The following is a 23133-nucleotide window of genomic DNA, read 5'->3' on the forward strand; positions in this document are numbered from 1 at the left end:
GTCGGTGGGCGGGTCCGTCGGACCGCTGCCGCCGCCCGGCACCCCGCCGTTGGTCCACACCGGGGCCGGCCAGTTGCCGGTGCAGGCCGGCGGATCGGCGTACCAGCCCGAGTTCCCGGTACCCCGGGTGATCTGGAAGCCGCTGCCGACACAGTTGTGGATCGGGTTGGACTGCGCGATGTGCGTGGCCACCACGTTGTTGAAGGTGGCGGTGCCCGGCGACTGGATCTGCAGCGCGTAGGTGCCGGCGCCGTCGATCCTGATGTTGTCGAAGTGCAGCCCGTTCGTCGCACCCTCGATGAGGTGGATCGCGGCGTAGGAGCTGTCCAGCACCTCGGTGTCGGAGATGTTGACCGTGGCGTTGATCGGTTCGTTGAGCCCGCTGAACCAGATGGCGCCCACGCCGAACTGCCAGTTGTAGTCGTTGTTCCCGGTACGGATCAGGGTGTTGCGCGCTGCCGTGGTCGTACCGGATACGGCCGTGCCCTGACCGGAGTTGACACCCGGGTAGCGGTTGGCGATGTGCAGCCCGCCGCCGTTGGTGATGGTGTCCGACATGACGTTGTCGGAGATGGTGATGTCCTTGCCGCCGTACGTGACGATGTTGTTGGCGAGGATCGGCAGGATCACGGTGTTGAACGTGAACTTGTTCTTCACGTTCGGGACGTTCTCCGCCCACATGGCCAGACCGTCGTCACCGGTGTTGCGGACGAAGGTGTTGGTGACCGTGGAGTTCGTGACGCCGTAGTGGAAGTTCACGCCGTCCGCGGTCTGGTCCAGGATGCGGCTGTTCTTGATGGTGAAGTTGTCCATCGGGCCGTCCATCCAGGCGCCGCACTTGGTGTGCTGCATCCAGACGTTGTCGACGGTCGAATCGGACAGCGCCCCGCCGATGGCGTTGACCTGGTCGTTGTCCTCACGCTCACGGATGTCGCCGATGATGGCGAAGTCCCTGAGCGTGACGTTGCGGCTGCCGCCCTGCGCGGCGTACTTGCCGTAGACGCCGACGGCCTTGCTGCGGTTCGACGGGTCACGGCCGGTCAGCACCGAGTACCAGGGACCGGCGCCGCGCAGCGTCACCTGGTCCACGACGATGTGGTCGCGGACCTGGAAGGTGCCCTGCGGGATGTACACCGTCCTGCCCTGCGCCTTGCCCGCGTCGACGGCCGCCTGGATCTTGGCGGTCGAGTCGGCGGACCCGGTCGGGTCGGCTCCGAAGTCGGCGACGACGTCGAGGGCGCCCGAGGGCTTGGCGGTGGGCGCCGCCACCTGCTCGAAGTCCGCCAGGTCGATGGTGAAGGAGGGTGACGCGGCGGTTGAGGAGACCTGCAGCCGGACCTTCGTGCCGGCCGCGAGGGTCGACCCGAACATGGTTCGGGCCTCGTCGTAGAAGTGGTGCGGGTTGGTGTCTCCCGGGTTGTTGTTGAACGGGTAGCCGCCGTAGTACCAGCCGTACTTCGAGGTGACCGGCACGGCCTTGGGCGAGGCGCCGTTCACCGTCACGTCGATCGAGGCGTCCCGGCCCGATCCGGCGGCGTTGTCCGGCAGCGAGTACCGGAAGGACATGGCGTTCGCGGGTGCGGTGAGCGTGAACTCCACGTACTCACCCACCGCGTCCAGCGTCACGGCCTGCCGGCCGGACGCCTCCGAGGGCAGCGTGCCGTACAGGCGGTTCGGGCCGATCAAGGTGCCGTTGGTGGCGGCGTACTCGGCTTCCTGCTCCTTGAACGGCACGGTCGCACCGCGACCGGGAACCGCCAGCGGGGAGGGGGCCGGGACTCCCGCCGCGGCGGCGGGTGGCGCGCTGGACAGGACCACGGCGGCGGCGGTGCCGAACGCGGCGATGGCCAGCGCGAGAGAGGCGGATATGGATCGTCTGAGCAACTGGCGGCGGGGCGGTGGGGTCACGTCTCAGTCGTCCTTGCGGCTCGTGGGGGCTCTTCGGACGCCCCACAGGCTAGGAGCAGTGACGCAAGGAAGTCCACGCTGCTGCGCAAGATTCTGTCTTCCGTACTCAAATTTGCGACGGATCGCCGTGAGAATCTGGCGTTCTGGGCGGGTTGGTCGGTCCGGCCGGGCCCGGTGCCGCAACTGTGGTGTTCGGTGCCCGGAGGCGGCCGTGACGGAGAAGGTGTGCCCTGGCGGGAAAAGTCCGGATCTCCCGCCGGTCGGTTGCCGCGGATGTCGTCGAGACCCATTGACAGTGCGGCGGTGTACTGGCTTCATGCTTGGGAGCGCTCCCACACCTTCCTGTTCTTCGGTCGAAAGGCGAGAACCAATGAATCCGTTCAGGCGCGGGCGAAAGGGAACCCTGGTGGCCGCGGGACTGGCCGCCGTCACTCTGTTCGCCTTATCGGGTACGGCTGACGCACAACCGGTACGGGCTGCCGGCGGGGTGGCCGTACAGGCGGGGGACGGGGCTCAAGCGGAACCCCGGGCGGAATCCCGTACACAGGCCGCGACCGGTGCGGACTGGCTGCACACCGACGGAAATCGGATCGTCGACGAGAACGGTCACGAGGTATGGCTGACCGGCGTCAACTGGTTCGGCTTCAATGCCACGGAGCGGGTCTTCCACGGCCTCTGGTCGGCCAATCTGGACACGCTCACACGGCAGATGGCAGAACGGGGCATCAATATCGTCCGGGTGCCGATCTCCACCCAGCTTCTCCTCGAATGGAAGAACGGACAGGCGACCGTTCCGAGCGCGGTCAATTCCTGGGCGAATCCGGAACTGAAGGACAGGACGAGCCTTCAGGTATTCGACGCCTTCCTCGGTGTGGCGGAGAAGTACGGCATCAAGGTCATGCTCGACGTACACAGTGCCGAGGCGGACAATGCCGGGCACATCCACCCTGTCTGGTGGAAGGGTTCGATCACCACCGAGCAGTTCTACACGGCTTGGGAATGGGTGACCGATCGCTACAAGTCCGACGACACGCTGGTCGCGATGGACATCAAGAACGAGCCGCACGGCAAGCAGGGCGACAGCCCCCGGGCGAAATGGGACGGCTCCACCGACCAGGACAATTTCAAGTACGCGTGCGAGACGGCGGGAAAGCGGATTCTCGCCGTCAACCCGCACGTACTGATCCTGTGCGAGGGAATCGAGGTCTACCCGCGGGACGGAACGGACTGGTCCTCCACCGACGCGACGGAATACGACTACAACTGGTGGGGCGGCAATCTGCGCGGCGCGGCGGAGCACCCCGTGGACCTCGGCGCGCAGCAGGACCAGCTCGTCTACTCCCCGCACGACTACGGACCGCTCGTCTTCGCCCAGCCCTGGTTCCAGGGCGAGTGGAGCCGTACGACGCTGGAGCGGGACGTCTGGGACCCGAACTGGCTCTACCTCCACAAGAGCGGCACGGCGCCCCTGCTGATCGGCGAGTGGGGCGGCTTCCTGGACGGCGGGCCCAACGAGAAGTGGATGACCGCCCTGCGTGACGTCATCGTCGAGAACCGGATCAGCCAGACCTTCTGGTGCCTCAACCCGAATTCCGGCGACACCGGCGGTCTCCTCGGCTACGACTGGGCCACCTGGGACGAGGCGAAGTACGCCCTGCTGAAGCCGGCCCTGTGGCAGGAGGACGGCGCCTTCGTGAGCCTGGACCACCAGACCCCGCTCGGCGGCGAGGGCAGCACGACCGGCATCAGCCTCACGGACCTGTACGGCGCCGGCTGAGGCGCCGGGGTCCGCGACACCGGGGCAGGGCACGCACGAGGGCCCGGATGCTGGGGAGCATCCGGGCCCTCGTCCTTGCTGTGCTGTGCGGGCTACGGCAGCTGGGCCGCTCGTGCCTCGCGCCGGTTGTCCCGGAAGCTGTTCACCCGGCGGGCGGTCGCGAAGAGCGGGATGACCGCACCGAGGACCACCTGGAGCGCGCAGCCGGTCTGCAGAAGCAGCTGACCACCGGGGGCGTCGAACGCCCACGCGGCCAGGAGCCCCATCGCGGCCACGATCCAGCCGAGCATCGCCACCGCTAGAACGCCCCGCGGCTTCGGGTACTCGACCCGGCTGACCATGAGCCACGCCACTCCGACGATTGCGAGCAGTGTCGGCACGAAGGGCAGCTCCAGGAGCACGATCGAGATGACCGTGAGCGCTCCGAAGGGGCTCGGCATGCCCTGGAACATGCCGTCCTTCAGGGTCACGCAGGAGAATCTCGCAAGCCTGAGCACCACCGCCAGCAGCACCACGATCGCCGCGAGCGCCGAGACCCGCTGGTGCGCGTCGTCCGCGACCATGCCGTACACGAGGACGAAGTACGCCGGGGCGAGCCCGAAGCTGACCAGGTCCGAGAGGTTGTCCAGCTCGGCGCCCATCGGCGAGGAGCGCAGCTTGCGCGCCACGAGCCCGTCGAACAGGTCGAAGATCGCCGCCATGAGCATGAGGATCACGGCGGTGGCCGCGGAGTGCCGCGCCATGCCGCTCTCGTCGCTGCCCGTGAGGTGCGGAATGAGGATCCCCGTGGTGGTGAAGTACACCGCCATGAATCCACACGTGGCGTTACCGAGAGTGAGGGTGTCCGCTATCGACAGCCGCATCGAGAGCGGCATGTCCTCGGCGTCGTCCTCGTCCTCGGCCTCCGGCACCCAGCCGGCCTGTGTATCAGGATCAATCACGGTCAATGCGAGTCACCCCCGCGGTGGTGGCCTGGCCGACCTCGACCGCGACATCGATACCTTCCGGAAGGTAGATGTCGACCCGGGAGCCGAACCGGATCAGGCCGATGCGCTCGCCCTGCTCCAGCTTCGTGCCCTGCGGGACGTAGGGGACGATGCGGCGGGCGACCGCACCCGCGATCTGCACCATCTCGATGTCGCCGAGCTCGGTGTCGAAGTGCCAGACAACGCGTTCGTTGTTCTCGCTCTCCTTGTTGAACGCCGGGACGAACCCACCGGGGATGTGCTCGACCGATGTCACCGTGCCGGCCAGTGGCGCGCGGTTGACGTGCACATTCAGCGGGCTCATGAAGATCGCGACGCGGGTGCGTCCGTCCTTCCACGGCATGATGCTCTGCACCACGCCGTCGGCCGGTGAGATGACGCGCCCCTGGGTGATCTCGCGCTCGGGGTCACGGAAGAACCACAGCATGCCCGCCGCGAGCGCGGTGGTGGGCACGGCCACGGCCGCCCAGCGCCCGGACCTGCGGGCCCGGGTCAGGCTGAGTGCGGCGGTGGCGACGGTCGGCAGGAGCCACGGCGAAGCTCCGCGTGCAAGGCGGACCCCGCCGCGTGGTGCAGAGGTATGGCTGTCGGGCATGGATGACCTTCGTAGCGGATGATGCCGCGCTGGCAACGGGGGACGGCGGCTTTTCCGGCGATGTTATCGGTTGCTGACCGCAACTGGGCAAGCCAGCAGCCGAGTCGGACGTCTGGAAGGCACCGGATGAGGATGACAGGGTGTGATCTTCTTCGCGGCTAAATCGCCTCGAAAGGGACAATCAACCCTGGAAACGGTACTCCTCGAGGAGTCGGCGCCCGATGATCATTTTCTGGATCTCGGCGGTACCTTCACCGATCAGCAGCATCGGGGCCTCACGGTAGAGGCGCTCGATCTCGTACTCCTTGGAGAAGCCGTAACCGCCGTGGATACGGAAGGCGTCCTCGACGACTTCCTTGCAGTACTCGGAGGCGAGGTACTTCGCCATCCCTGCCTCCAGGTCGTTCCGCTCCCCGGAGTCCTTTTTGCGCGCTGCATTTACCATCATCGCATGCGCGGCCTCGACCTTGGTGGCCATTTCGGCCAGCTTGAACTGGATCGCCTGGTGCTGGGCGATCGGCTTTCCGAAGGTGTGGCGCTGCTGCGCGTAGGAAACGCCCAGTTCGAATGCACGCTGCGCGACGCCACAGCCACGCGCAGCCACATTTACCCGGCCGACCTCCACGCCGTCCATCATTTGGTAAAACCCTCGGCCGGTGGTGCCACCCAGCACGCGATTGGCCGGAATGCGTAGCCCGTCCATGATGAGCTCGGTGGTGTCGACGCCCTTGTAGCCCATCTTGTCGATCTTTCCCGGGATGGTGAGACCGGGCCGGACCTCGCCGAATCCGGGTTCCTTCTCCACCAGGAAGGTCGTCATCGACTTGTGCGGCGGCGTGCCCTCGGGGTGGCCTTCGTCACTTCGGCACAGGACCGCCACGAGCGAGGACGTGCCGCCGTTCGTCAGCCACATCTTCTGGCCGTTGAGGACGTACTCCTCGCCGTCCTTGACGCCCTTGGAGCTGATGGCCGAGACGTCCGAGCCCAGCGCCGGCTCGGACATCGAGAAGGCGCCGCGGACCTCGCCCAGCGCCATCCGGGGCAGGAAGGTGTCCTTCTGCTCCTGTGTTCCGTGCTGCTTGAGCATGTACGCCACGATGAAGTGCGTGTTGATGATTCCCGACACACTCATCCAGCCGCGGGCGATTTCCTCCACGCACAGCGCGTATGTGAGAAGCGACTCACCCAGCCCCCCGTACTCCTCGGGGATCATCAGCCCGAACAGGCCGAGTTCCTTGAGGCCCTCGACGATCTCGGTCGGGTACTCGTCGCGGTGTTCCAGCTGGGTCGCGACCGGAATGATCTCCTTGTCGACGAAATCCCGGACCGTGGAGAGGATTTCCTGCTGGACGTCGTTGAGACCGGCCGTCTGGGCGAGTCGCGTCATGGCTACTTCTCCACGTTCTTCGGCGAAGGCTGCTTCAGCTCCGGGCGGCCGGGCTGTTCGCCGCCCCGCTCCTTGATGTACGTCTCGGTGGGGACCATGACCTTGCGGCGGAACACGCAGACGAGCGTGCCGTCCTGCTTGTAGCCCTTGGTCTCCACATAGACGATTCCGCGGTCGGTCTTGGACCTTGACGGGGTCTTGTCCAGAACGGTGGTCTCGCCGTAGATCGTGTCGCCGTGGAAGGTCGGCGCCACGTGCTTCAGCGACTCGACCTCCAGGTTGGCGATCGCCTTTCCGGAGACGTCCGGGACCGACATGCCCAGCAACAGCGAGTAGATGTAGTTGCCGACGACAACGTTCTTGCCGAAGTCGGTCGTCTTCTCCGCGTAGTTGCTGTCCATGTGCAGCGGATGGTGATTCATGGTCAGCAGGCAGAACAGGTGGTCGTCGTATTCGGTGACGGTCTTTCCCGGCCAGTGCTTGTAGACCGCACCGATCTCGAATTCCTCGTACGTGCGTCCGAACTGCATGATCAGGCCTCCGGTGCTTCGAACTTGGAGGTGCGCTGCATGCCGGCCGCGCGGCCCTTGCCCGCGATGACCAGGGCCATCTTGCGGCTGGCCTCGTCGATCATCTCGTCGCCGAGCATCGCGGAGCCCTTCTTGCCGCCCTCCTCGGAGGTGCACCAGTCATAGGCGTCGAGGATCAGCTCGGCGTGGTCGTAGTCCTCCTGCGAGGGGGAGAACACCTCGTTGGCCGCGTCGACCTGACCGGGGTGCAGCACCCACTTGCCGTCGAAGCCGAGCGCCGCGGCACGGCCGGCGACCTCGCGGTAGGCGTCCACGTCGCGGATCTGGAGGAACGGGCCGTCGATCGCCTGGAGGTCGTGCGTACGGGCCGCCATCAGGATGCGCATCAGGATGTAGTGGTAGGCGTCCGCGCCGTAGCCGGGCGGCTGCTGACCGACGACCAGGGTCTTCATGTTGATCGACGCCATGAAGTCGGCCGGGCCGAAGATCAGGGTCTCCAGGCGGGGCGAGGCGGCGGCGATGTCGTCGATGTTGACGAGGCCCTTGGCGTTCTCGATCTGCGCCTCGATGCCGATCTTCCCGACCTCGAAGCCCATCGTCTTCTCGATCTGGGTGAGCAGGAGGTCCAGCGCGACGACCTGCTGGGCGTCCTGGACCTTCGGCAGCATGATGCAGTCGAGGTTCGGGCCCGCGCCCTCGACGACCGTGATGACGTCGCGGTACGTCCAGTGCGTCGTCCAGTCGTTGACCCGCACCACCCGGGTCTTGCCCGTCCAGTCGCCGTTGTTCAGCGCGTCGACGATGTGGTGACGGGCGCCCTCCTTGGCGAGCGGCGCGCAGGCGTCCTCCAGGTCGAGGAAGACCTGGTCGGCCGGGAGGCCCTGGGCCTTCTCCAGGAACCGGGGGTTGCTTCCCGGTACCGCGAGACAGGAGCGGCGCGGGCGCAGACGGTTCACGGGCGTGGTCATGCGGGGACCTCCAGAGGGTCGAGCTTGTTCGCTTTCCGGATCTCGTCGACGATACGGCCGATGATCTCCGTGATACCGAAGTCCTTCGGGGTGAATACGGCGGCGACACCGGCCGTGATCAGGGCCTCGGCGTCGGCAGGGGGAATGATCCCGCCCGCGATCACCGGGATGTCGCCCGCTCCGGTGCGGCGCAGCCGGTTCAGTACGTCGGGTACCAGCTCCGCGTGCGAGCCGGACAGGATCGACAGGCCGACGCAGTGCACGTCCTCGGCGACGGCGGCCGAGACGATCTGTTCGGGCGTGAGGCGGATGCCCTGGTAGACGACCTCGAAACCGGCGTCACGGGCGCGCACCGCGATCTGCTCGGCGCCGTTGGAATGTCCGTCGAGGCCCGGCTTGCCGACGAGCAGCCGCAGCCGGCCCGCCCCGAGGTCCTCGGCGGTCCGGGCGACCTTCTCGCGTACGAGAGCCAGCGGGGTGCCCGCCTCCGCCGTCACCGCGACGGGGGCCGAGGACACCCCGGTCGGCGCGCGGAACTCACCGAAGACGTCGCGCAGGGCCCAGGACCACTCGCCGGTGGTGACGCCCGCACGGGCGCACTCGACGGTGGCCTCCATCATGTTCTCGGTGCCCGCCGCGGCCTTCTTCAGCGCGGCCAGCGCCTCGGTGGCGCGCGGCTCGTCGCGGTTGTCGCGCCACTCGTGGAGCGCGGCGACGACCTTGGCCTCGTTCGCCGGGTCGACCGTCATGATCGCCCCGTCCAGGTCGGCGGTGAGCGGATTGGGCTCGGTCGTCCCGTAGATGTTGACGCCGACGATCTTCTCCTCGCCGCCCTCGATCCGGGCGCGCCGGGCGGCGTGCGAGGAGACCAGCTCCGACTTCAGATAGCCGGACTCGACGGCCGCCATGGCACCGCCCATCTGCTCGATCCGGTCCATCTCGGCGAGCGAGTCGGTGACCAGCTCGTCCACTTTGGCCTCGATGACGTGCGAACCGGCGAAGATGTCCTCGTACTCCAGCAGATCGCTCTCGTGGGCGAGGACCTGCTGGATGCGCAGCGACCACTGCTGGTCCCAGGGCCGGGGGAGCCCCAGCGCCTCGTTCCAGGCGGGCAGCTGGACGGCGCGGGCGCGGGCGTCCTTGGAGAGGGTGACGGCCAGCATCTCCAGCACGATGCGCTGGACGTTGTTCTCCGGCTGCGCCTCGGTCAGGCCGAGCGAGTTGACCTGGACGCCGTAGCGGAAGCGGCGCTGCTTGGCGTCGGTGATGCCGTAGCGCTCACGGGTGACCCGGTCCCAGATGCGGCCGAAGGCGCGCATCTTGCACATCTCCTCGATGAAGCGGACGCCCGCGTTCACGAAGAAGGAGATCCGGGCGACCACATCGCCGAACTTCTCCTCGGGCACCTGTCCGGAGGCGCGGACCGCGTCGAGCACGGCGATCGCCGTCGACATGGCGTACGCGATCTCCTGGACGGGGGTGGCCCCGGCCTCCTGCAGGTGGTAGCTGCAGATGTTGATCGGGTTCCACTTCGGGATGCGGTTGACCGTGTACGTGATCATGTCGGTGGTCAGCCGCAGCGACGGGCCCGGCGGGAAGACATGCGTCCCGCGCGAGAGGTACTCCTTGACGATGTCGTTCTGTGTGGTGCCCTGGAGCTTGTCCGCGTCGGCGCCCTGTTCCTCGGCGACGACCTGGTAGAGCGCCAGCAGCCACATCGCGGTGGCGTTGATCGTCATCGAGGTGTTCATCTGCTCCAGGGGGATGTCCTGGAACAGCCGGCGCATGTCGCCGAGGTGCGAGACGGGCACGCCGACCCGGCCGACCTCGCCGCGGGCGAGGATGTGGTCGGGGTCGTAGCCGGTCTGCGTCGGCAGGTCGAAGGCGACCGACAGGCCGGTCTGGCCCTTGGCGAGGTTGCGCCGGTAGAGCTCGTTGGACGCCTCGGCGGTCGAGTGACCGGCGTACGTCCGCATGAGCCAGGGGCGGTCCTTCTGACGGCCGCTCATGTCAGATGTTCCGGAATCGGTTGATGGCGTCGATGTGCTGCTCGCGCAGCTCTCCGTTGCGCACACCCAGGCCCTCGGTGGGCGCCAGCGCCAGGACGCCGACCTTGCCCTGGTGGAGGTTGCGGTGCACGTCGTACGCGGCCTGGCCGGTGTCCTCCAGGGAGTAGACCTTCGACAGCGTCGGGTGGATCTTCCCCTTCGCGACCAGCCGGTTGGCCTCCCAGGCCTCGCGGTAGTTGGCGAAGTGCGAGCCCACGATCTTCTTGAGCGACATCCACAGGTAGCGGTTGTCGTACTCGTGGTTGTAGCCCGAGGTCGAGGCACAGGTGACGATCGTGCCGCCCTTGCGGGTCACGTACACACTCGCGCCGAAGGTCTCGCGGCCCGGGTGCTCGAAGACGATGTCCACGTCCTCGCCGCCGGTGAGTTCACGGATGCGCTTGCCGAAGCGCTTCCACTCGCGCGGATCCTGGTTGTGCTCGTCCTTCCAGAACTTGTAGCCCTCGGCGTTGCGGTCGATGATCGCCTCGGCGCCCATCTTCCGGCAGATCTCGGCCTTCTGGTCGCTGGAGACGACACAGATCGGGTTGGCGCCGCCCGCAAGGGCGAACTGCGTGGCGTAGGAGCCGAGTCCGCCGCTCGCGCCCCAGATGAGGACGTTGTCGCCCTGCTTCATGCCGGCGCCGTTACGGGAGACGAGCTGGCGGTACGCGGTGGAGTTGACCAGTCCGGGTGCCGCCGCCTCCTCCCAGCTGAGGTGATCCGGCTTGGGCATCAGCTGGTTGGACTTGACGAGTGCGATCTCCGCCAGGCCGCCGAAGTTGGTCTCGAAGCCCCAGATGCGCTGCTCGGGGTCGAGCATCGTGTCGTTGTGGCCGTCCGAGGACTCCAGCTCGACCGAGAGGCAGTGCGCGACGACCTCGTCGCCGGGCTTCCAGGCGTTGACGCCCGGGCCGGTGCGCAGGACGACGCCCGCCAGGTCGGAGCCGATGACGTGGTACGGCAGGTCGTGGCGCTTGCTGAGGTCGCTGAGCTTTCCGTACCGCTCCAGGAAGCCGAAGGTCGAGACGGGCTCGAAGATCGACGTCCACACGGAGTTGTAGTTGACCGAGCTGGCCATGACCGCCACCAGGGCCTCGCCCGGACCGAGCTCGGGCACCGGCACGTCCTCGACGTGCAGGGACTTGCGCGGGTCCTTGTCGCGGCTGGCGACGCCGGCGAACATCTCGGCCTCGTCCTTGTGCACGGTCACCGCGCGGTACGACTCGGGGATGGACAGGGCCGCGAAGTCTGCGGCGCTGCTGTCCTGAGACTGGATCGCGTCCAGGATTTCCTTCACGGTGTGCCTCCGGCGGTGCGGCGTTTGAGGGAACGCTTGAGGGTCCTGCGAAGCAGGGGGAGCGGTGTTGCGTGGAGGTGTGCCGTCGGTTCGGCGGATGGTGCTTCGGCTGCTTGCTCGGTGGAGCAGAAGGGTTTGCCTGTGACGCAGGCGTCCGGGCGCGCAGGCACGTGGCTTGCGGGGACAGCCGGCGTACGTGAGGTCTCAGCACGCCGGCCGCCCGGACGACTTCAACGTATGGCACTCCGTGACAGCTGGCAAGGCACTGGGTGCCAGCAATTTCCCTCAATTGTCATCCGGGTGCCACGCATGAGCAACACGGCGGGCGAATTGCCGCCATGTGCCCCGCTGTGGGTGGTCAGGAGGCGGGGCGGTAGACGTACGGCGTCGTCGTGCCCAGCACCGTGAACCCGAGGCGCTGGAGGATCGGGCGGCTGTCCTCGGTCGCGTCGACCTGGAGGTACCGGTAGCCGCGCTCGGCGGCGATGCCTGCCCGGAAGGCGATCAGGGCCCGGTAGACGCCCTTGCCGCGCCACTCCTCGACCGTGCCGCCGCCCCACAGCCCGGCGAAGCCGGTGCCCGGGTACAGCTCCATCCGGGCGGAGCTCACCGGCTCGTCGCCCGCCATGGCCAGCACCCCGAAGAAGTGGTCCGGGCCCTCCCTCAGCTGGGCCAGTACCTGACGGCGCAGCCGGGACCCGTCCCTGCCGAACGCCTGCTCGTGGGCTCGGACCATCAGGTCCACATCGGCCTCGTCACGCACCGTGCGCAGCTGGACGCCTTCCGGGAGCCGGACGGCCGTGGGCAGGTCCGCGACCGGCGCGACGAGGAGGGTCTCCGGCTCTTCGGGTACGAATCCGGCCGCCAGTAGCCGCGCCCCGAGGTCGGCCGGCCGGTCGTGCGCGTACAGCTTCCACTCGAACTCCCCGTACCCGTGGGCGGTGCAGTGGGTCACCTGCGCGGCGATCGCCGCATCCGCCCGTGCGGCGTCCAGATCCGGCGACGACCAGATGACCGCGTTCCAGTCGTGGGGCCCGCCCACCTGGCGTACGACGCCGTCGGTGCGCTCGACGCGGACACCGGGGCCGTCCGGCCTGGCCTGCTCACGCATCTCGCGGTCGAAGACGGCCAGCAGTTCTTCCCGGTGTGCAGTCGTTTGATCGTTCATCCGCACACCACAGCACCCGGGCACCACCCCGGCAACCGCTTTTCACGGCCGTTGGATCCCGCGGTCCTGGGCAGACGGCAGACATGAATGATCTTGGAAGACTCATATCGGCACAGCCCGGGCGGCGTGGATGACGGCACCGGTACCAGAGCGAGGCCTCGAGGGCTGCAGGCAGGCCTTCAGCGTGAGCAGGACCGCTTTCGGCTTCGGTGCCGTTGCCCTGCTGATCTGCGGTGGATGGCTGATGGTGCGCATCGTGTGGGAGGGCGCGTCCAGGCATCCGGTAGCCGTGGTGCCGGTCGTGGCCCTCGTCGCGGCGGGCGTCCTGCTCCTCCACCTCCGTGGACCGAGCCCTCGACCGCGCGGGGTGCGCGGCCCGCTCTCCGAGGCCGTGCACGAGCTCTTCGGCCCCCCTCGGGGGCCCTCCGAACCGGTCCGCGAGCCGTTCGGTCACCCGCACGACGACGACATCGCCCGCACGGCTGTCCTGGCCGGACCGGAGCCGGAACCGGCGGAGTCCGAGGAGGAACTCGCGGACTATGCGGCCCTGGACGCCGACGCCTTCGAGGATGCCGTCGCCGCGCTCTGCGAGCGGGACGGCTGCTCCGAGGTGCAAGTCGTGGGCGGAGCGGGTGACCTGGGGGCGGACGTGATCGCGACCGCCCCGGACGGGCGGCGCATGGTCGTCCAGTGCAAGTGCTACAGCCCCGCCATCAAGGTCGGTTCCCAGGACCTTCAGCGATTCGGCGGAACCTGCTACGCCGTTCACGAGGCGGAGATCGCCGTCTGCGTCACCACCAGCGCATACACAGGACCCGCCCTGGACTACGCGGACCAGTGCGGGATCCAGTGCCTGGACGGCGAGGCGCTCTCGGCCTGGAGCGAGGGCTCCGCGCCGCCGCCCTGGCAGACCGACCCGGGTCCCTGAAGCCTCCCGGAGGCCGGGCGGGGCAGGCGGCCAAGACCCGTGCGGCCCCGCTCAGCGCTCCTTGAGGGCCTGCTGGATCGTGCGCATGACCTCGTCCAGCGGCGCGTCCGTCCGTGCCACGGCCACCAGCACCTCGCCCTCCGTGCTCACCGACGCGGCCGCGGGCTTCGCCTGCTCGGTGCCGGCGGTCCGGCCCGCGCCGATCCCCGTCCCGAACGTGTCGCGGACGATGGCGAACGCCAGGTCCAGCTGCGTCTCCACGTCACCCTGGCCGTCCGCGCGCAGCCAGCGGCGCAGCACATGGTTGTGCGCGGTGACCACGGCGGACGCCGCGACCTCCGCCAGCAGCGGATCGTCGTTGCCCGCGTGGTGGTCGCGCTCGTCGAAGTGGCCCAGCAGATAGCGCGTGAACAGCCGCTCGTAGCGGGCCACCGAGGCGATCTCGGCCTGCCTCAGGGTGGGCACCTCGCGGGTCAGCTTGTACCGGGCCACGGACACCGCGGGCTTCGCCGCGTACATCCGCATGACTTCCTTGATGCCGCGGCAGACCGTGTCGAGCGGGTGCTCGTGCGCGGGGGCGGCGTTCAGGACCGCCTCGGCCCGGACGAGGGTGTCGTCGTGATCCGGGAAGATGGCCTCTTCCTTGGACCGGAAGTGCCGGAAGAAGGTCCGCCGGGCGACGCCCGCCGCGCCCGCGATCTCGTCGACGGTCGTCGCCTCGTACCCCTTCGTGGCGAAGAGCTCCATCGCGGCCGCGGCCAGTTCACGGCGCATTTTGAGCCGTTGGGCGGCGGCGCGGGTGCCTGCGGCACTTTCCGGGACGTCGGGCGCGGCGGACACACGGGGGGACCTGGCGGGCTGGGACATGGTGTGAACGTACTGCATCGGTGCAGGAGAGCGCGCCTGTGGGGGCGGGCCGCCCGACGGACCGAGCAGCCCGCCCCACCCGGCTCCCGGTCCGCAGGGCCCAGCGACGGGCCCTGCGGACCGGGGCTGCTCAGCGGCGGGCATATTCGCGGAATCCGCGCCCCGTCTTGCGGCCGAGGCAGCCCGCGGCCACCAGATGCTCCAGCAGCGGCGCCGGCGCGAGGCCCGGGTCGCGGAACTCGCTGTGCAGAACCTTCTCGATCGCGAGCGAGACGTCGAGCCCGACCACGTCCAGGAGCTCGAAGGGACCCATCGGGTAGCCGCCGCCCAGCTTCATCGCGGCGTCGATGTCGTCGAGGGTCGCGTAGTGCTCCTCGACCATCTTGATCGCGTTGTTGAGGTACGGGAAGAGCAACGCGTTCACGATGAACCCGGCCCGGTCCCCGCAGTCCACCGGGTGCTTGCGCACCTTCCCGCAGACCTCACGGACCGTGGCGTGGACATCGTCCGCGGTGAGCACCGTCCGGACGACCTCGACCAGCTTCATCGCGGGCGCCGGGTTGAAGAAGTGCATCCCGATGACGTCCTGGGGCCGCGAGGTGGCCCGGGCGATCGAGACGACGGGAAGCGAGGAGGTGGTGGTCGCGAGGACCGCGCCCGGCCGGCACACCTTGTCCAGCGTGGCGAACAGCTGCTGCTTGACCAGCAGGTCCTCGGCCACGGCCTCGACGGCCAGGTCGACCTCGGAGAAGGAGTCCAGCGACCCCGCCGCGGTGATCCGGGCGAGCGTCTCGTCCCGCGCCTCGGCCGTCAGCCGCCCCTTGGCGACCGACCGCTCCAGCGACTTGGCGATCCGGGCCTTGGCGACGTCCGCCTTCTCCTGGCCGCGCGCGGCGAGCACCACGTCGTACCCGGCCTTCGCGAAGACCTCCGCGATCCCCGAAGCCATCGTCCCGGAGCCCGCGACGCCGACTGAACGCACCGTACGGCCCGTACCCGCCCCGGCGCCCCGCGCCGGAGTCAGCGCGTCCGGCACGACGGTCTCGCTGCCCGGCTGCGCGTACGTGTAGAAGCCGCGGCCCGACTTGCGGCCGGTCAGCCCCGCCGCGGCGAGCTGGCCCAGGACGGGTGCCGGGGCGTGCAGCCGGTCGTGCGAGGCGGAGTACATCGCCTCCAGGACGGTACGGGCGGTGTCGATGCCGATCAGGTCCAGCAGCGCGAGCGGGCCCATCGGCAGACCGCAGCCCAGCCTCATCGCCGCGTCGATGTCCTCGCGGGAGGCGTAGTTCGCCTCGTACATGGCGGCGGCCTGGTTGAGGTAGCCGAACAGCAGGCCGTCGGCGACGAACCCCGGCCGGTCACCGACCGCGACCGGCTCCTTGCCCAGCTCCCGGGCGAGCGCGGTGACGGCCTCCACGGCCGGCGGTGCGGTCAGCACCGAGGAGACCACCTCGACCAGCTTCATCGCCGGCGCCGGATTGAAGAAGTGCAGGCCGAGGACCCGCTCCGGGTGCTGCGACTCCGCTGCGAGACGGGTCACCGACAGGGCGTTGGTGCCGGTGGCGAGGATGGCGGTGGGGGAGACGATCGCGTCGAGCTCGCGGAACACCTGCTGCTTGATCTCGTACGTCTCGGGCACGACCTCGATGACCAGATCCGCCTCGGCCGCGGCCTGGAGGTCGGAGAAGGTACGGAAGCGGGCGAGGGCGTCGCGCCGTTCCTCCTCCGTCAGCCGCTCGCGCTGCACGGCGCGGGCGGTGGAGGCCTCCAGGGAGGCGACGGCCCGGCGGGCGGTGGCGTCGTCGATGTCGATGCCGATGACCTCGCGGCCGGCGCAGACCAGGACCTCGGCGATGCCGGTGCCCATGGTGCCGAGGCCGACGACGGCGATGGTGCTGAACGGGGTGTCCATCACGGGACTCCAGGGATGAGTGACGGCTGAGGGACGCACGGGGCGCGCGGCCGATGAGAGGGGCCGAAGGGCCCGACCGGCGTGGGGCGTGCGGGAATTGCCTGTCGTGGTGCTCAGGTCCCGGGCGCGAACCGCACGCCGGGACCGGGAAAGGGCGACGGACTCTGTCCCGGAGTCACGTCTCACAAGCTGCCGAACCGACAAACACTCCGGGTGGCTGCGTCACCAGGCCACCGGAGCCGGCGGGGGAGTGTCCCGCTCACATGAGGTTAACCGGCGAGTAACGAGCGCGCCAGTCCTCGGTTGTTGTGGCTCGCCTCACATCAACCACCCGCTCCGACACGCTGCGTGTCCACCGATACGCTGACAGTCATGGATGAGGAGTACAGGTCGCTGACGCACCGGCTGGCGGACGAGGCGGGGGAGTCGGCGGCCTACCGCAGGCTGCTGGCCACCGATGACGACGAGGAACTGGCCCAGGTGCTCATCGAGCGCGAACGCCCGCTCTGGGCGCGCGAGATCGCCGCTTACCGGCTCGGCTGCGGCGGTGACCGCCGTGCTTTCGAGACCCTGGTGCTGCTGCTCAACCACCGCGACCCGGAACGCTGCGTCGGCGCCGCCCACGCGCTGGCCCGCCTCGGCGACCCCCGTACGCCGCGCGCGGCCGCAGCCCTCGCCACCAACTCCCTGCGCACCGCCTACGCCCTGTACCCGGTCCGCCTGCTCGCCGAGCTGAGGGCCCCGGAGTCCGTGCCCGCCCTCATGAGCACCCTGTCCCGGCTGCTGGGGCCGGACGAGCCGCACTGGCGGGTGGCGCTCGCCTGCGTCGAGGGCCTCGGGCAACTCGGCGACGTACAGGCCCGCCCGGTCCTGTTGGCCGCCCTGCCGCACCCCCGTCTCGGCGGCGCGGCCGAGGAAGCGCTCAGCCGCCTGCCGGCGGGCTGAGGGGGCGGACGTAGCGCACCTCGGGCACCGCGACACCGTCCACGTCGAAGGGTTCCTCGGCGCCGTCGGGGCGAAAGCCCGCACGTTCGTAGAAACGCCGGGCCGGCGCGTTCTCCTTCAGTACCCAGAGCGCGACGTCGGGGTGACCGGCCGCCGCGGCGCGGGCCAGCACCTCCGCCATCAGGGCCCGGCCCACACCGGTCCCGGTCTGCTCCGGCAGGACGTAGATCGCGTACACCTCACCGCGGGCGAGCCGCCTGCCGTCCTCGCGGTACGGCCCGTACGCCGCCCAGCCGACGACACCGGGGCCCGGCCGCTCGGCGACCACGTTGACGACGGCGCCGGCCTCCGTGAAGAAGCCGCGGCGGCGCTCCGCGTCCGCGGCGACGTCCATCGCGTCCAGATGCGCCTGCGGCATCAGGCCGGCGTACGCGCTCTGCCAGCCACGCACCCGGACCCTCGCGACGGCTTCGCAGTCGTCGATGGTCATGTCCCGGATCAGCGGTCGGGGGGCGTGCGCGGGCACGGGCCGAGAGGTCATCCGGCCATCCTCGCGCACGCCTGCGAACTGCGGCAACGTCCTTCTGTCAGCCCCGGAAGCCGAGCAGTCCGTGCAGCGTGCCGCCGCTCGCGTCCGTACGCGAGGCCGGGCGCGCGGACTTGGCGGCCGCCGGTTTCGGGTCGGGCGTCCTCGCGCAGACCGCGTCCACGTCGCCGCCCTTGCCGCGCGGCACGGTGCCCTTGGCCAGATAGTCCGCCAGATACCGGTCCAGGCAGGCGTTCCCGCTCAGGGTGACGCCGTGGTTGCCGCCGCCCTCCTCGACGACCAGGCTGGAGCCCTTGAGCTTGCGGTGCAGGGTGACCCCGCCCTCGTACGGGGTGGCCGCGTCGTCCGTCGCCTGGAAGAGCAGCGCCGGGGGCAGCCCGCGGTTGGAGACCCGCACCGGGTTCAGCGGCTCGACGGGCCAGTCCGCGCACGGGGCGTTGTACCAGGTGTTGCCCCATGTCATGAACGGGGCCTTGGCGTGGATCCGCCGGCTGTCGCTGCGCCAGACGTTCCAGTCCTCGGGCCACTGCGCGTCCCGGCACTGCACGGCCGAGTAGACCGAGTACCCGTTGTCGCCCTCCGCGTCGACCGCGGCGAAGCGCTCGTACGCCTTCACCAGGGCCTGCTCGTCCTTGTCGTCGACATAGGCGGCGAACGCCTCGGCCAGGGCGGGCCAGTAGCCGTTGTAGTAGCCGCCCGGCAGGAAGGTGTCGTCCAGCTCGCCGGCACCGACCTTCTTGCCCGCGGGGTTCTTCCCCACCGCGTCCCGCATCCGGTACCAGGCCGCCTCGACCCTCGCCGGGTCACTGCCGAGCCCGTACGTGGCGTCGTACTTCGCCACCCAGGCGGCGAAGGCCTTGTGGCGGGTGTCGAACGCGTAGTCCTGGCTGAGGTTGTCGTCGTACCAGACCCCGTCCGGGTCGACGTTCGAGTCGAGGACCAGGCGCCGGACGCGCTCCGGGAACAGCTTGGCGTACACCGAGCCCAGGTAGGTGCCGTAGGAGTAGCCGAGGTAGTTGAGCTGCCGGGAGCCGGTCGCGCGCCGGATCACGTCGAGGTCCTTGGCCGCGCTGACCGTGTCCATGAACGGGAGCAGGTCCGGGTACTTCTTCCCGCAGGCGGCGGCGAAGTCGCGGGCGCGGTTGCGGTTGGTCCGCTCGTCCTGGACGGAGTGCGGCACCGGGTCGGGCCGTACCGGGTCGAAGTACTTCGGTACGCAGTCCAGGGCCGGGCGGCTCCTGCCGACGCCGCGCGGGTCGAACCCGATCACGTCGTACTGGGCGGCCACCGCCTTCGGCAGTGAGGCGGCGACGAAACCGGCCATGGACAGACCGCTGCCGCCCGGGCCGCCCGGGTTGACCAGCAGCGGTCCCTGGAAGGTCTTCGCCGTGTGCGGGACCCGGGTCAGCGCGAGGGTGACCTGGCGGCCCGACGGCTGGTCATGGTCGAGCGGAGAGCGCACGGTCGCGCACTGGAGTGTCGGGGACGACTGGGTGCCGCAGTCGGTCCACTTGACCGGGGCGGCGCGCTGCGCTTCGCTGTCGGCGCTCGCCGGTGACGGCGCGGCGGTCACCAGACCGGCGACCGTCGCCCCGACGGCGAACAGAATTCCTGAACGGTTCGTCATATGGCCTCCCGTGGTGGGGGAACACGGCTGCGCGTGGCGCAGCCCCCGCCGCATGCTCCCCGTATTCGGGACCGGAAGGACCTGTTCCGGTGAGAGATGACCCGTTTGCCCCCGTGGGTGTGCCGGTCAGAGCAGGGTCAGCTGGGTGGGCTCGGAGGCGGCCGGCGGGGTCCGCCGCTCGTCGCGCTCGGGGAAGCCGCGGGGCGTTCCGTGGTGCGAGGGGCCGATGCCGTACTCCGTCGCCAGCTCGTGCACGTAGCGGGTGATGCGGCGCTGGTACCACGTGGGTGCGTAGGCGCCGTCCGCGTACAGCCGCTCGTACCGGCGTACGAGGTGTGGATGGTGGTGGCCGAGCCACTCCATGAACCACTCCCGGGCGCCCGGGCGCAGATGGAGGACGAGCGGGGTCACCGACGTCGCGCCGGCGGCGGCGATCGCGCGGACCGTCGCCCGCAGCTGGTCCGGCCGGTCGCCGAGGTACGGGATGACGGGTGCCATCAGCACCCCGCAGCCGATGCCGTGCTCGCTGAGGGTGCGCACGACGTCGAGGCGTCGTTCGGGGGAGGGGGTACCGGGCTCCACGGTCCGCCACAGTCCGGGGTCGGTGAAGCCGACGGAGACCGAGACGCCGACCTCGGTGACCTCGGCGGCCTGCCGCAGCAGCTCCAGGTCGCGCAGGATCAGTGTGCCCTTGGTGAGGATGGAGAAGGGGTTCGCGTGGTCGCGCAGGGCGGTGAGGATGCCGGGCATCAGGCCGTAGCGGCCCTCGGCCCGCTGGTAGCAGTCGACGTTGGTGCCCATCGCGATGTGCGCACCGTGCCAGCGCGGTGAGGCCAGCTCGCGGCGTACCAGCTCCGGGGCGTTGATCTTGACCACGATCTGCGAGTCGAAGCCGAGCCCGGTGTCGAGGTCCAGATAGCTGTGGGTCTTGCGGGCGAAGCAGTAGACACAGGCGTGGGTGCAGCCCCGGTAGGGATTGACGGTCCATTCGAACGGCATCCGGGATGCGCCGGGCACCCGGTTCACGATCGAGCGGGCGCGTACTTCGTGGAAGGTGATGCCCCGGAATTCCGGAGTGTCGAACGTACGGGTCGTCACCGCGTCCGCGGCGAAGAGCGCGCCGGTACCGGTTTTGGTGGTTTCGTCAGGGTTATCGGCCAGATTGTCCCAGCGCATGGACGCCTCCTCGGTAGCACTGCCCCGAGAATAGAACACTTGTTCCCTTGATCGTTTTCTCCCCTTCGTCCCGGACCGGATTTTGAGCGGGGCTGCCGAGGTGGTTGGCTCAGCACACCCCGAACAACCGAGTGCTGGAGGAACAGCCATGGCGCAGGTCGAGGCCACGACAGAGCGGATCATCGCGGCGGACGCGGAAGCGGTGTTCGACGCGCTGGCCGACTACAAGGACGTCCGCGGCAAGGTGCTGCCGAGCCACTTCAGCGAGTACGAGGTCCGCGAGGGCGGCGACGGTGAGGGCGCCCTCGTCCACTGGAAGCTCCAGGCCACCAGCAAGCGGGTGCGTGACTGCCTGCTGGAGGTCACCGAGCCCACCGACGGGCAGCTCGTGGAGAAGGACCGCAACTCCTCGATGGTCACGACCTGGACCGTCACCCCCGCCGGTGAGGGCCGGTCCAAGGCCGTCGTCTCCACCGTGTGGAACGGCGCCGGCGGCATCGGTGGATTTTTCGAGAAGACCTTTGCGCCCAAGGGACTTGGCCGCATCTACGACGAGCTGCTGCAGAACCTCGCCACCGAGGTGGAGAAGTAGTCTCCGGCGGAGCTGCCCGACCTCACCGGTTCGGGTGGTTTTTTTCGGCGCTTTGGTTGTGCGCCGTAGTGGCTCCCACCGGGGGATAAGCCCCCTGAGTGCGCCGTCAGCGCCCCCTCGCCGCGTTTGCCCTCACTTGTCGCGCAATGCGAGAAATGGGCGGCGGCAGTGCGACGAGGGGAGCGGCACGTGGTGGGTGGGATCACGCTGGTGAAGGACGAGCCGGACGGTACGGGCGACACCGAGGTGTTGCCCGTGGTCACCGTCCGGCTCGTCTTCGCCACCCGCCGCGACGGAATCCGCCGCCCCGGACCCCGCCGGTGACGGGGCCACGGACCCCCGGCGCATCCGGCTCGTCTTCGTCGGGCTGATGCTCACGCTGCTGCTCGCGGCGCTCGACCAGATGATCGTGGCGACGGCGCTCCCGAAGATCGTCGGTGAGCTGCACGGCCTGGAGAAGATGTCCTGGGCGGTCACCGCCTACCTGCTCGCCTCGACCATCGGTCTCCCGATCTACGGCAAGCTCGGTGACCTCTTCGGGCGCAAGAGCGTCTTCCAGTTCGCGATCGTCGTCTTCGTCGTCGGATCCGCGCTGGCCGGCTGGTCGCGAACCATGGACGAACTGATCGCCTTCCGCGCCATCCAGGGGGTCGGCGGCGGCGGGCTGATGATCGGCGTCCAGGCGATCATCGCCGATGTCGTACCGCCCCGGGAGCGCGGCCGGTTCATGGGGCTCATCGGTGCGGCCTTCGGGCTCGCTTCCGTGGCGGGCCCGTTGCTCGGCGGCTTCTTCACCGACCACGCCTCCTGGCGCTGGTGCTTCTACATCAACGTGCCGTTCGGCCTGGTGACGTTCGTCGTCATCACCGTCGTGCTGAAGCTGCCCAAGCCCACCGTCCGGCCCCGGCTCGACATCCTCGGCGCCGTGCTGCTGGCCGCCGCCTCCACCTGCCTGGTCCTGCTGACCAGCTGGGGCGGCACGGAGTACGCCTGGGGCTCGCGCACCATTCTGGGGCTGGCCGCCGGAGCTGCCGGAACGACTCTGCTGTTCCTCGCCGTCGAGCACCGCGCGCCCGAACCGATCATCCCGCTGCGGCTGTTCCGCGACTCGATCTTCAACGTCACCGCTCTGGTCGGTGCGGTCGTCGGGGTGGCGCTGTTCGGCGCCGCCAGCTACCTGCCGACCTTCCTGCAGATGGTCGACGGGGCCACCGCCACGGAGTCCGGGCTGCTCATGCTCCCGATGATGGGCGGCATCGTGGGCGCCTCCGTCGTCTCCGGCCAGCTGATCTCGCGTACCGGTCGCTACCGCGTCTACCCGATCGCGGGCAGTGCGATCTCGGCGGTGGGCATGTGGCTGCTGTCCCGGCTCGAAACCGACACCCCGCGCCTCGAATACAGCATCGCGCAGGCGGTCCTGGGCCTCGGGATCGGGCTGATCATGCCGGTGCTGGTGCTGGCCGTGCAGAACTCCGTACGCCCCGCCGACCTCGGCACCGCCACCAGCGCCAACAACTACTTCCGGCAGATCGGCGGCAGCGTCGGCGCCGCCGTGTTCGGCACGCTCTTCGCCGGACGGCTGGCCGACGCGCTCGCCGTGCGGCTGCCCTCCGGGACCGGCCTGCCCGACCCGGAGTCGATCACGCCGCAGCTGGTCCACGCGATGGAGCCCGCGCTGCGCGACGCCTACATCCAGGCGTACGCCGACGCGATGCCCCGGATCTTCCTCTACCTCGTGCCGGTCCTCGTGCTCGGCCTCTTCTTCGCCTTCTTCCTCAAGGAGAAACCGCTGGTGTCCCACAACAGCCCCGAAACCGCAGTCGAGCCCGCGACCATCCCCTCCGCCCGCGACCTGGAGCACGGTGTTCCCTG

At 69.3% G+C, this 23133-nt stretch carries 18 protein-coding genes and 1 pseudogene; 5 read left to right on the plus strand and 14 right to left on the minus strand.

The genetic code is table 11. The features are described 5' to 3' along the window. Positions 1 to 1908 (minus strand): glycosyl hydrolase family 28-related protein (locus tag JGS39_RS16885; protein ID WP_219569932.1); only part of this gene is annotated, 1908 nt, incomplete at its 3' end. A 406-nt stretch (positions 1909 to 2314) separates the two neighbouring features. Between JGS39_RS16885 and JGS39_RS16890 the strand changes: the two genes are divergently transcribed. Next, on the plus strand, positions 2315 to 3685 hold the full coding sequence (locus JGS39_RS16890) for a glycoside hydrolase family 5 protein (protein WP_308120472.1): 1371 nt from the start codon (positions 2315 to 2317) through the stop codon (positions 3683 to 3685). Between the two features lie 92 nt (positions 3686 to 3777). Here the strand turns inward: JGS39_RS16890 and pssA are convergent, their stop codons facing one another. From pssA to JGS39_RS16930, 8 genes are all read right to left on the minus strand, one after another. Beyond that, positions 3778 to 4596, minus strand: coding sequence for a CDP-diacylglycerol--serine O-phosphatidyltransferase (gene pssA, locus JGS39_RS16895; protein WP_219569955.1), 819 nt, complete (start codon positions 4594 to 4596; stop codon positions 3778 to 3780). 22 nt (positions 4597 to 4618) lie between these two features. Further along, positions 4619 to 5266, minus strand: a complete 648-nt coding sequence (locus JGS39_RS16900; protein ID WP_219569934.1) for a phosphatidylserine decarboxylase — start codon at positions 5264 to 5266, stop codon at positions 4619 to 4621. A 181-nt stretch (positions 5267 to 5447) separates the two neighbouring features. Beyond that, complete coding sequence (locus tag JGS39_RS16905; RefSeq protein ID WP_219569935.1) at positions 5448 to 6653, minus strand: acyl-CoA dehydrogenase family protein; 1206 nt, start codon at positions 6651 to 6653, stop codon at positions 5448 to 5450. Between the two features lie 2 nt (positions 6654 to 6655). Next, positions 6656 to 7183: a MaoC family dehydratase gene (locus JGS39_RS16910; protein ID WP_219569936.1), complete on the minus strand. Its 528-nt coding sequence runs from the start codon at positions 7181 to 7183 to the stop codon at positions 6656 to 6658. A gap of 2 nt (positions 7184 to 7185) precedes the next feature. After that, positions 7186 to 8151, minus strand: coding sequence for an HpcH/HpaI aldolase/citrate lyase family protein (locus JGS39_RS16915; protein ID WP_219569937.1), 966 nt, complete (start codon positions 8149 to 8151; stop codon positions 7186 to 7188). Then, positions 8148 to 10160 carry an ethylmalonyl-CoA mutase gene (locus tag JGS39_RS16920; RefSeq protein ID WP_219569938.1) on the minus strand — a complete coding sequence of 671 codons (2013 nt, stop codon included), beginning with the start codon at positions 10158 to 10160 and terminating at the stop codon, positions 8148 to 8150. The genes JGS39_RS16915 and JGS39_RS16920 overlap by 4 nt, the downstream gene beginning before the upstream one ends. 1 nt (position 10161) lies before the next feature. Further along, the gene (gene ccrA / locus JGS39_RS16925) at positions 10162 to 11499 is read right to left on the minus strand and encodes a crotonyl-CoA carboxylase/reductase (protein ID WP_219569939.1); all 1338 of its coding nucleotides are present in this window, start codon (positions 11497 to 11499) and stop codon (positions 10162 to 10164) included. Positions 11500 to 11857: 358 nt separating this feature from the next. Continuing rightward, a complete protein-coding gene (locus JGS39_RS16930) occupies positions 11858 to 12667 on the minus strand; it encodes a GNAT family N-acetyltransferase (RefSeq protein WP_219569941.1) in 810 nt (269 codons plus the stop codon). Between the two features lie 184 nt (positions 12668 to 12851). On the opposite strand from JGS39_RS16930, the gene JGS39_RS16935 reads away from it, so the two are divergent. Next, positions 12852 to 13595 (plus strand): restriction endonuclease, encoded by a 744-nt coding sequence (locus JGS39_RS16935; RefSeq protein WP_308120474.1) that lies wholly within the window; start codon positions 12852 to 12854, stop codon positions 13593 to 13595. Between the two features lie 51 nt (positions 13596 to 13646). On the opposite strand, the gene JGS39_RS16940 is transcribed toward JGS39_RS16935, so the two are convergent. Both JGS39_RS16940 and JGS39_RS16945 read right to left on the minus strand, forming a co-directional pair. Beyond that, positions 13647 to 14462 carry a TetR family transcriptional regulator gene (locus tag JGS39_RS16940; protein WP_219569944.1) on the minus strand — a complete coding sequence of 272 codons (816 nt, stop codon included), beginning with the start codon at positions 14460 to 14462 and terminating at the stop codon, positions 13647 to 13649. A gap of 130 nt (positions 14463 to 14592) precedes the next feature. Beyond that, positions 14593 to 16374: a 3-hydroxyacyl-CoA dehydrogenase family protein gene (locus JGS39_RS16945; protein WP_219569946.1), complete on the minus strand. Its 1782-nt coding sequence runs from the start codon at positions 16372 to 16374 to the stop codon at positions 14593 to 14595. 372 nt (positions 16375 to 16746) lie between these two features. Between JGS39_RS16945 and JGS39_RS16950 the strand changes: the two genes are divergently transcribed. Beyond that, a complete protein-coding gene (locus tag JGS39_RS16950; protein ID WP_219569948.1) occupies positions 16747 to 17319 on the plus strand; it encodes an adenylosuccinate lyase in 573 nt (190 codons plus the stop codon). Here the strand turns inward: JGS39_RS16950 and JGS39_RS16955 are convergent. The 3 genes from JGS39_RS16955 to JGS39_RS16965 form a co-directional block, all read right to left on the minus strand. Further along, a complete protein-coding gene (locus JGS39_RS16955; RefSeq protein ID WP_236063667.1) occupies positions 17297 to 17860 on the minus strand; it encodes a GNAT family N-acetyltransferase in 564 nt (187 codons plus the stop codon). The genes JGS39_RS16950 and JGS39_RS16955 overlap by 23 nt on opposite strands. A 46-nt stretch (positions 17861 to 17906) precedes the next feature. Beyond that, the gene (locus JGS39_RS16960) at positions 17907 to 19493 is read right to left on the minus strand and encodes an alpha/beta hydrolase (protein WP_219569950.1); all 1587 of its coding nucleotides are present in this window, start codon (positions 19491 to 19493) and stop codon (positions 17907 to 17909) included. A gap of 126 nt (positions 19494 to 19619) precedes the next feature. Beyond that, positions 19620 to 20669, minus strand: coding sequence for an Rv2578c family radical SAM protein (locus JGS39_RS16965; protein WP_219569952.1), 1050 nt, complete (start codon positions 20667 to 20669; stop codon positions 19620 to 19622). A gap of 148 nt (positions 20670 to 20817) precedes the next feature. Between JGS39_RS16965 and JGS39_RS16970 the strand changes: the two genes are divergently transcribed. After that, positions 20818 to 21261, plus strand: coding sequence for an SRPBCC family protein (locus tag JGS39_RS16970; RefSeq protein WP_219569953.1), 444 nt, complete (start codon positions 20818 to 20820; stop codon positions 21259 to 21261). Positions 21262 to 21450: 189 nt separating this feature from the next. Beyond that, positions 21451 to 23133 (plus strand): annotated as a pseudogene (locus JGS39_RS16975) (MDR family MFS transporter); the annotation flags it as partial.

Source organism: Streptomyces poriferorum, assembly GCF_019399235.1.
Lineage (GTDB): Bacteria > Actinomycetota > Actinomycetes > Streptomycetales > Streptomycetaceae > Streptomyces > Streptomyces poriferorum.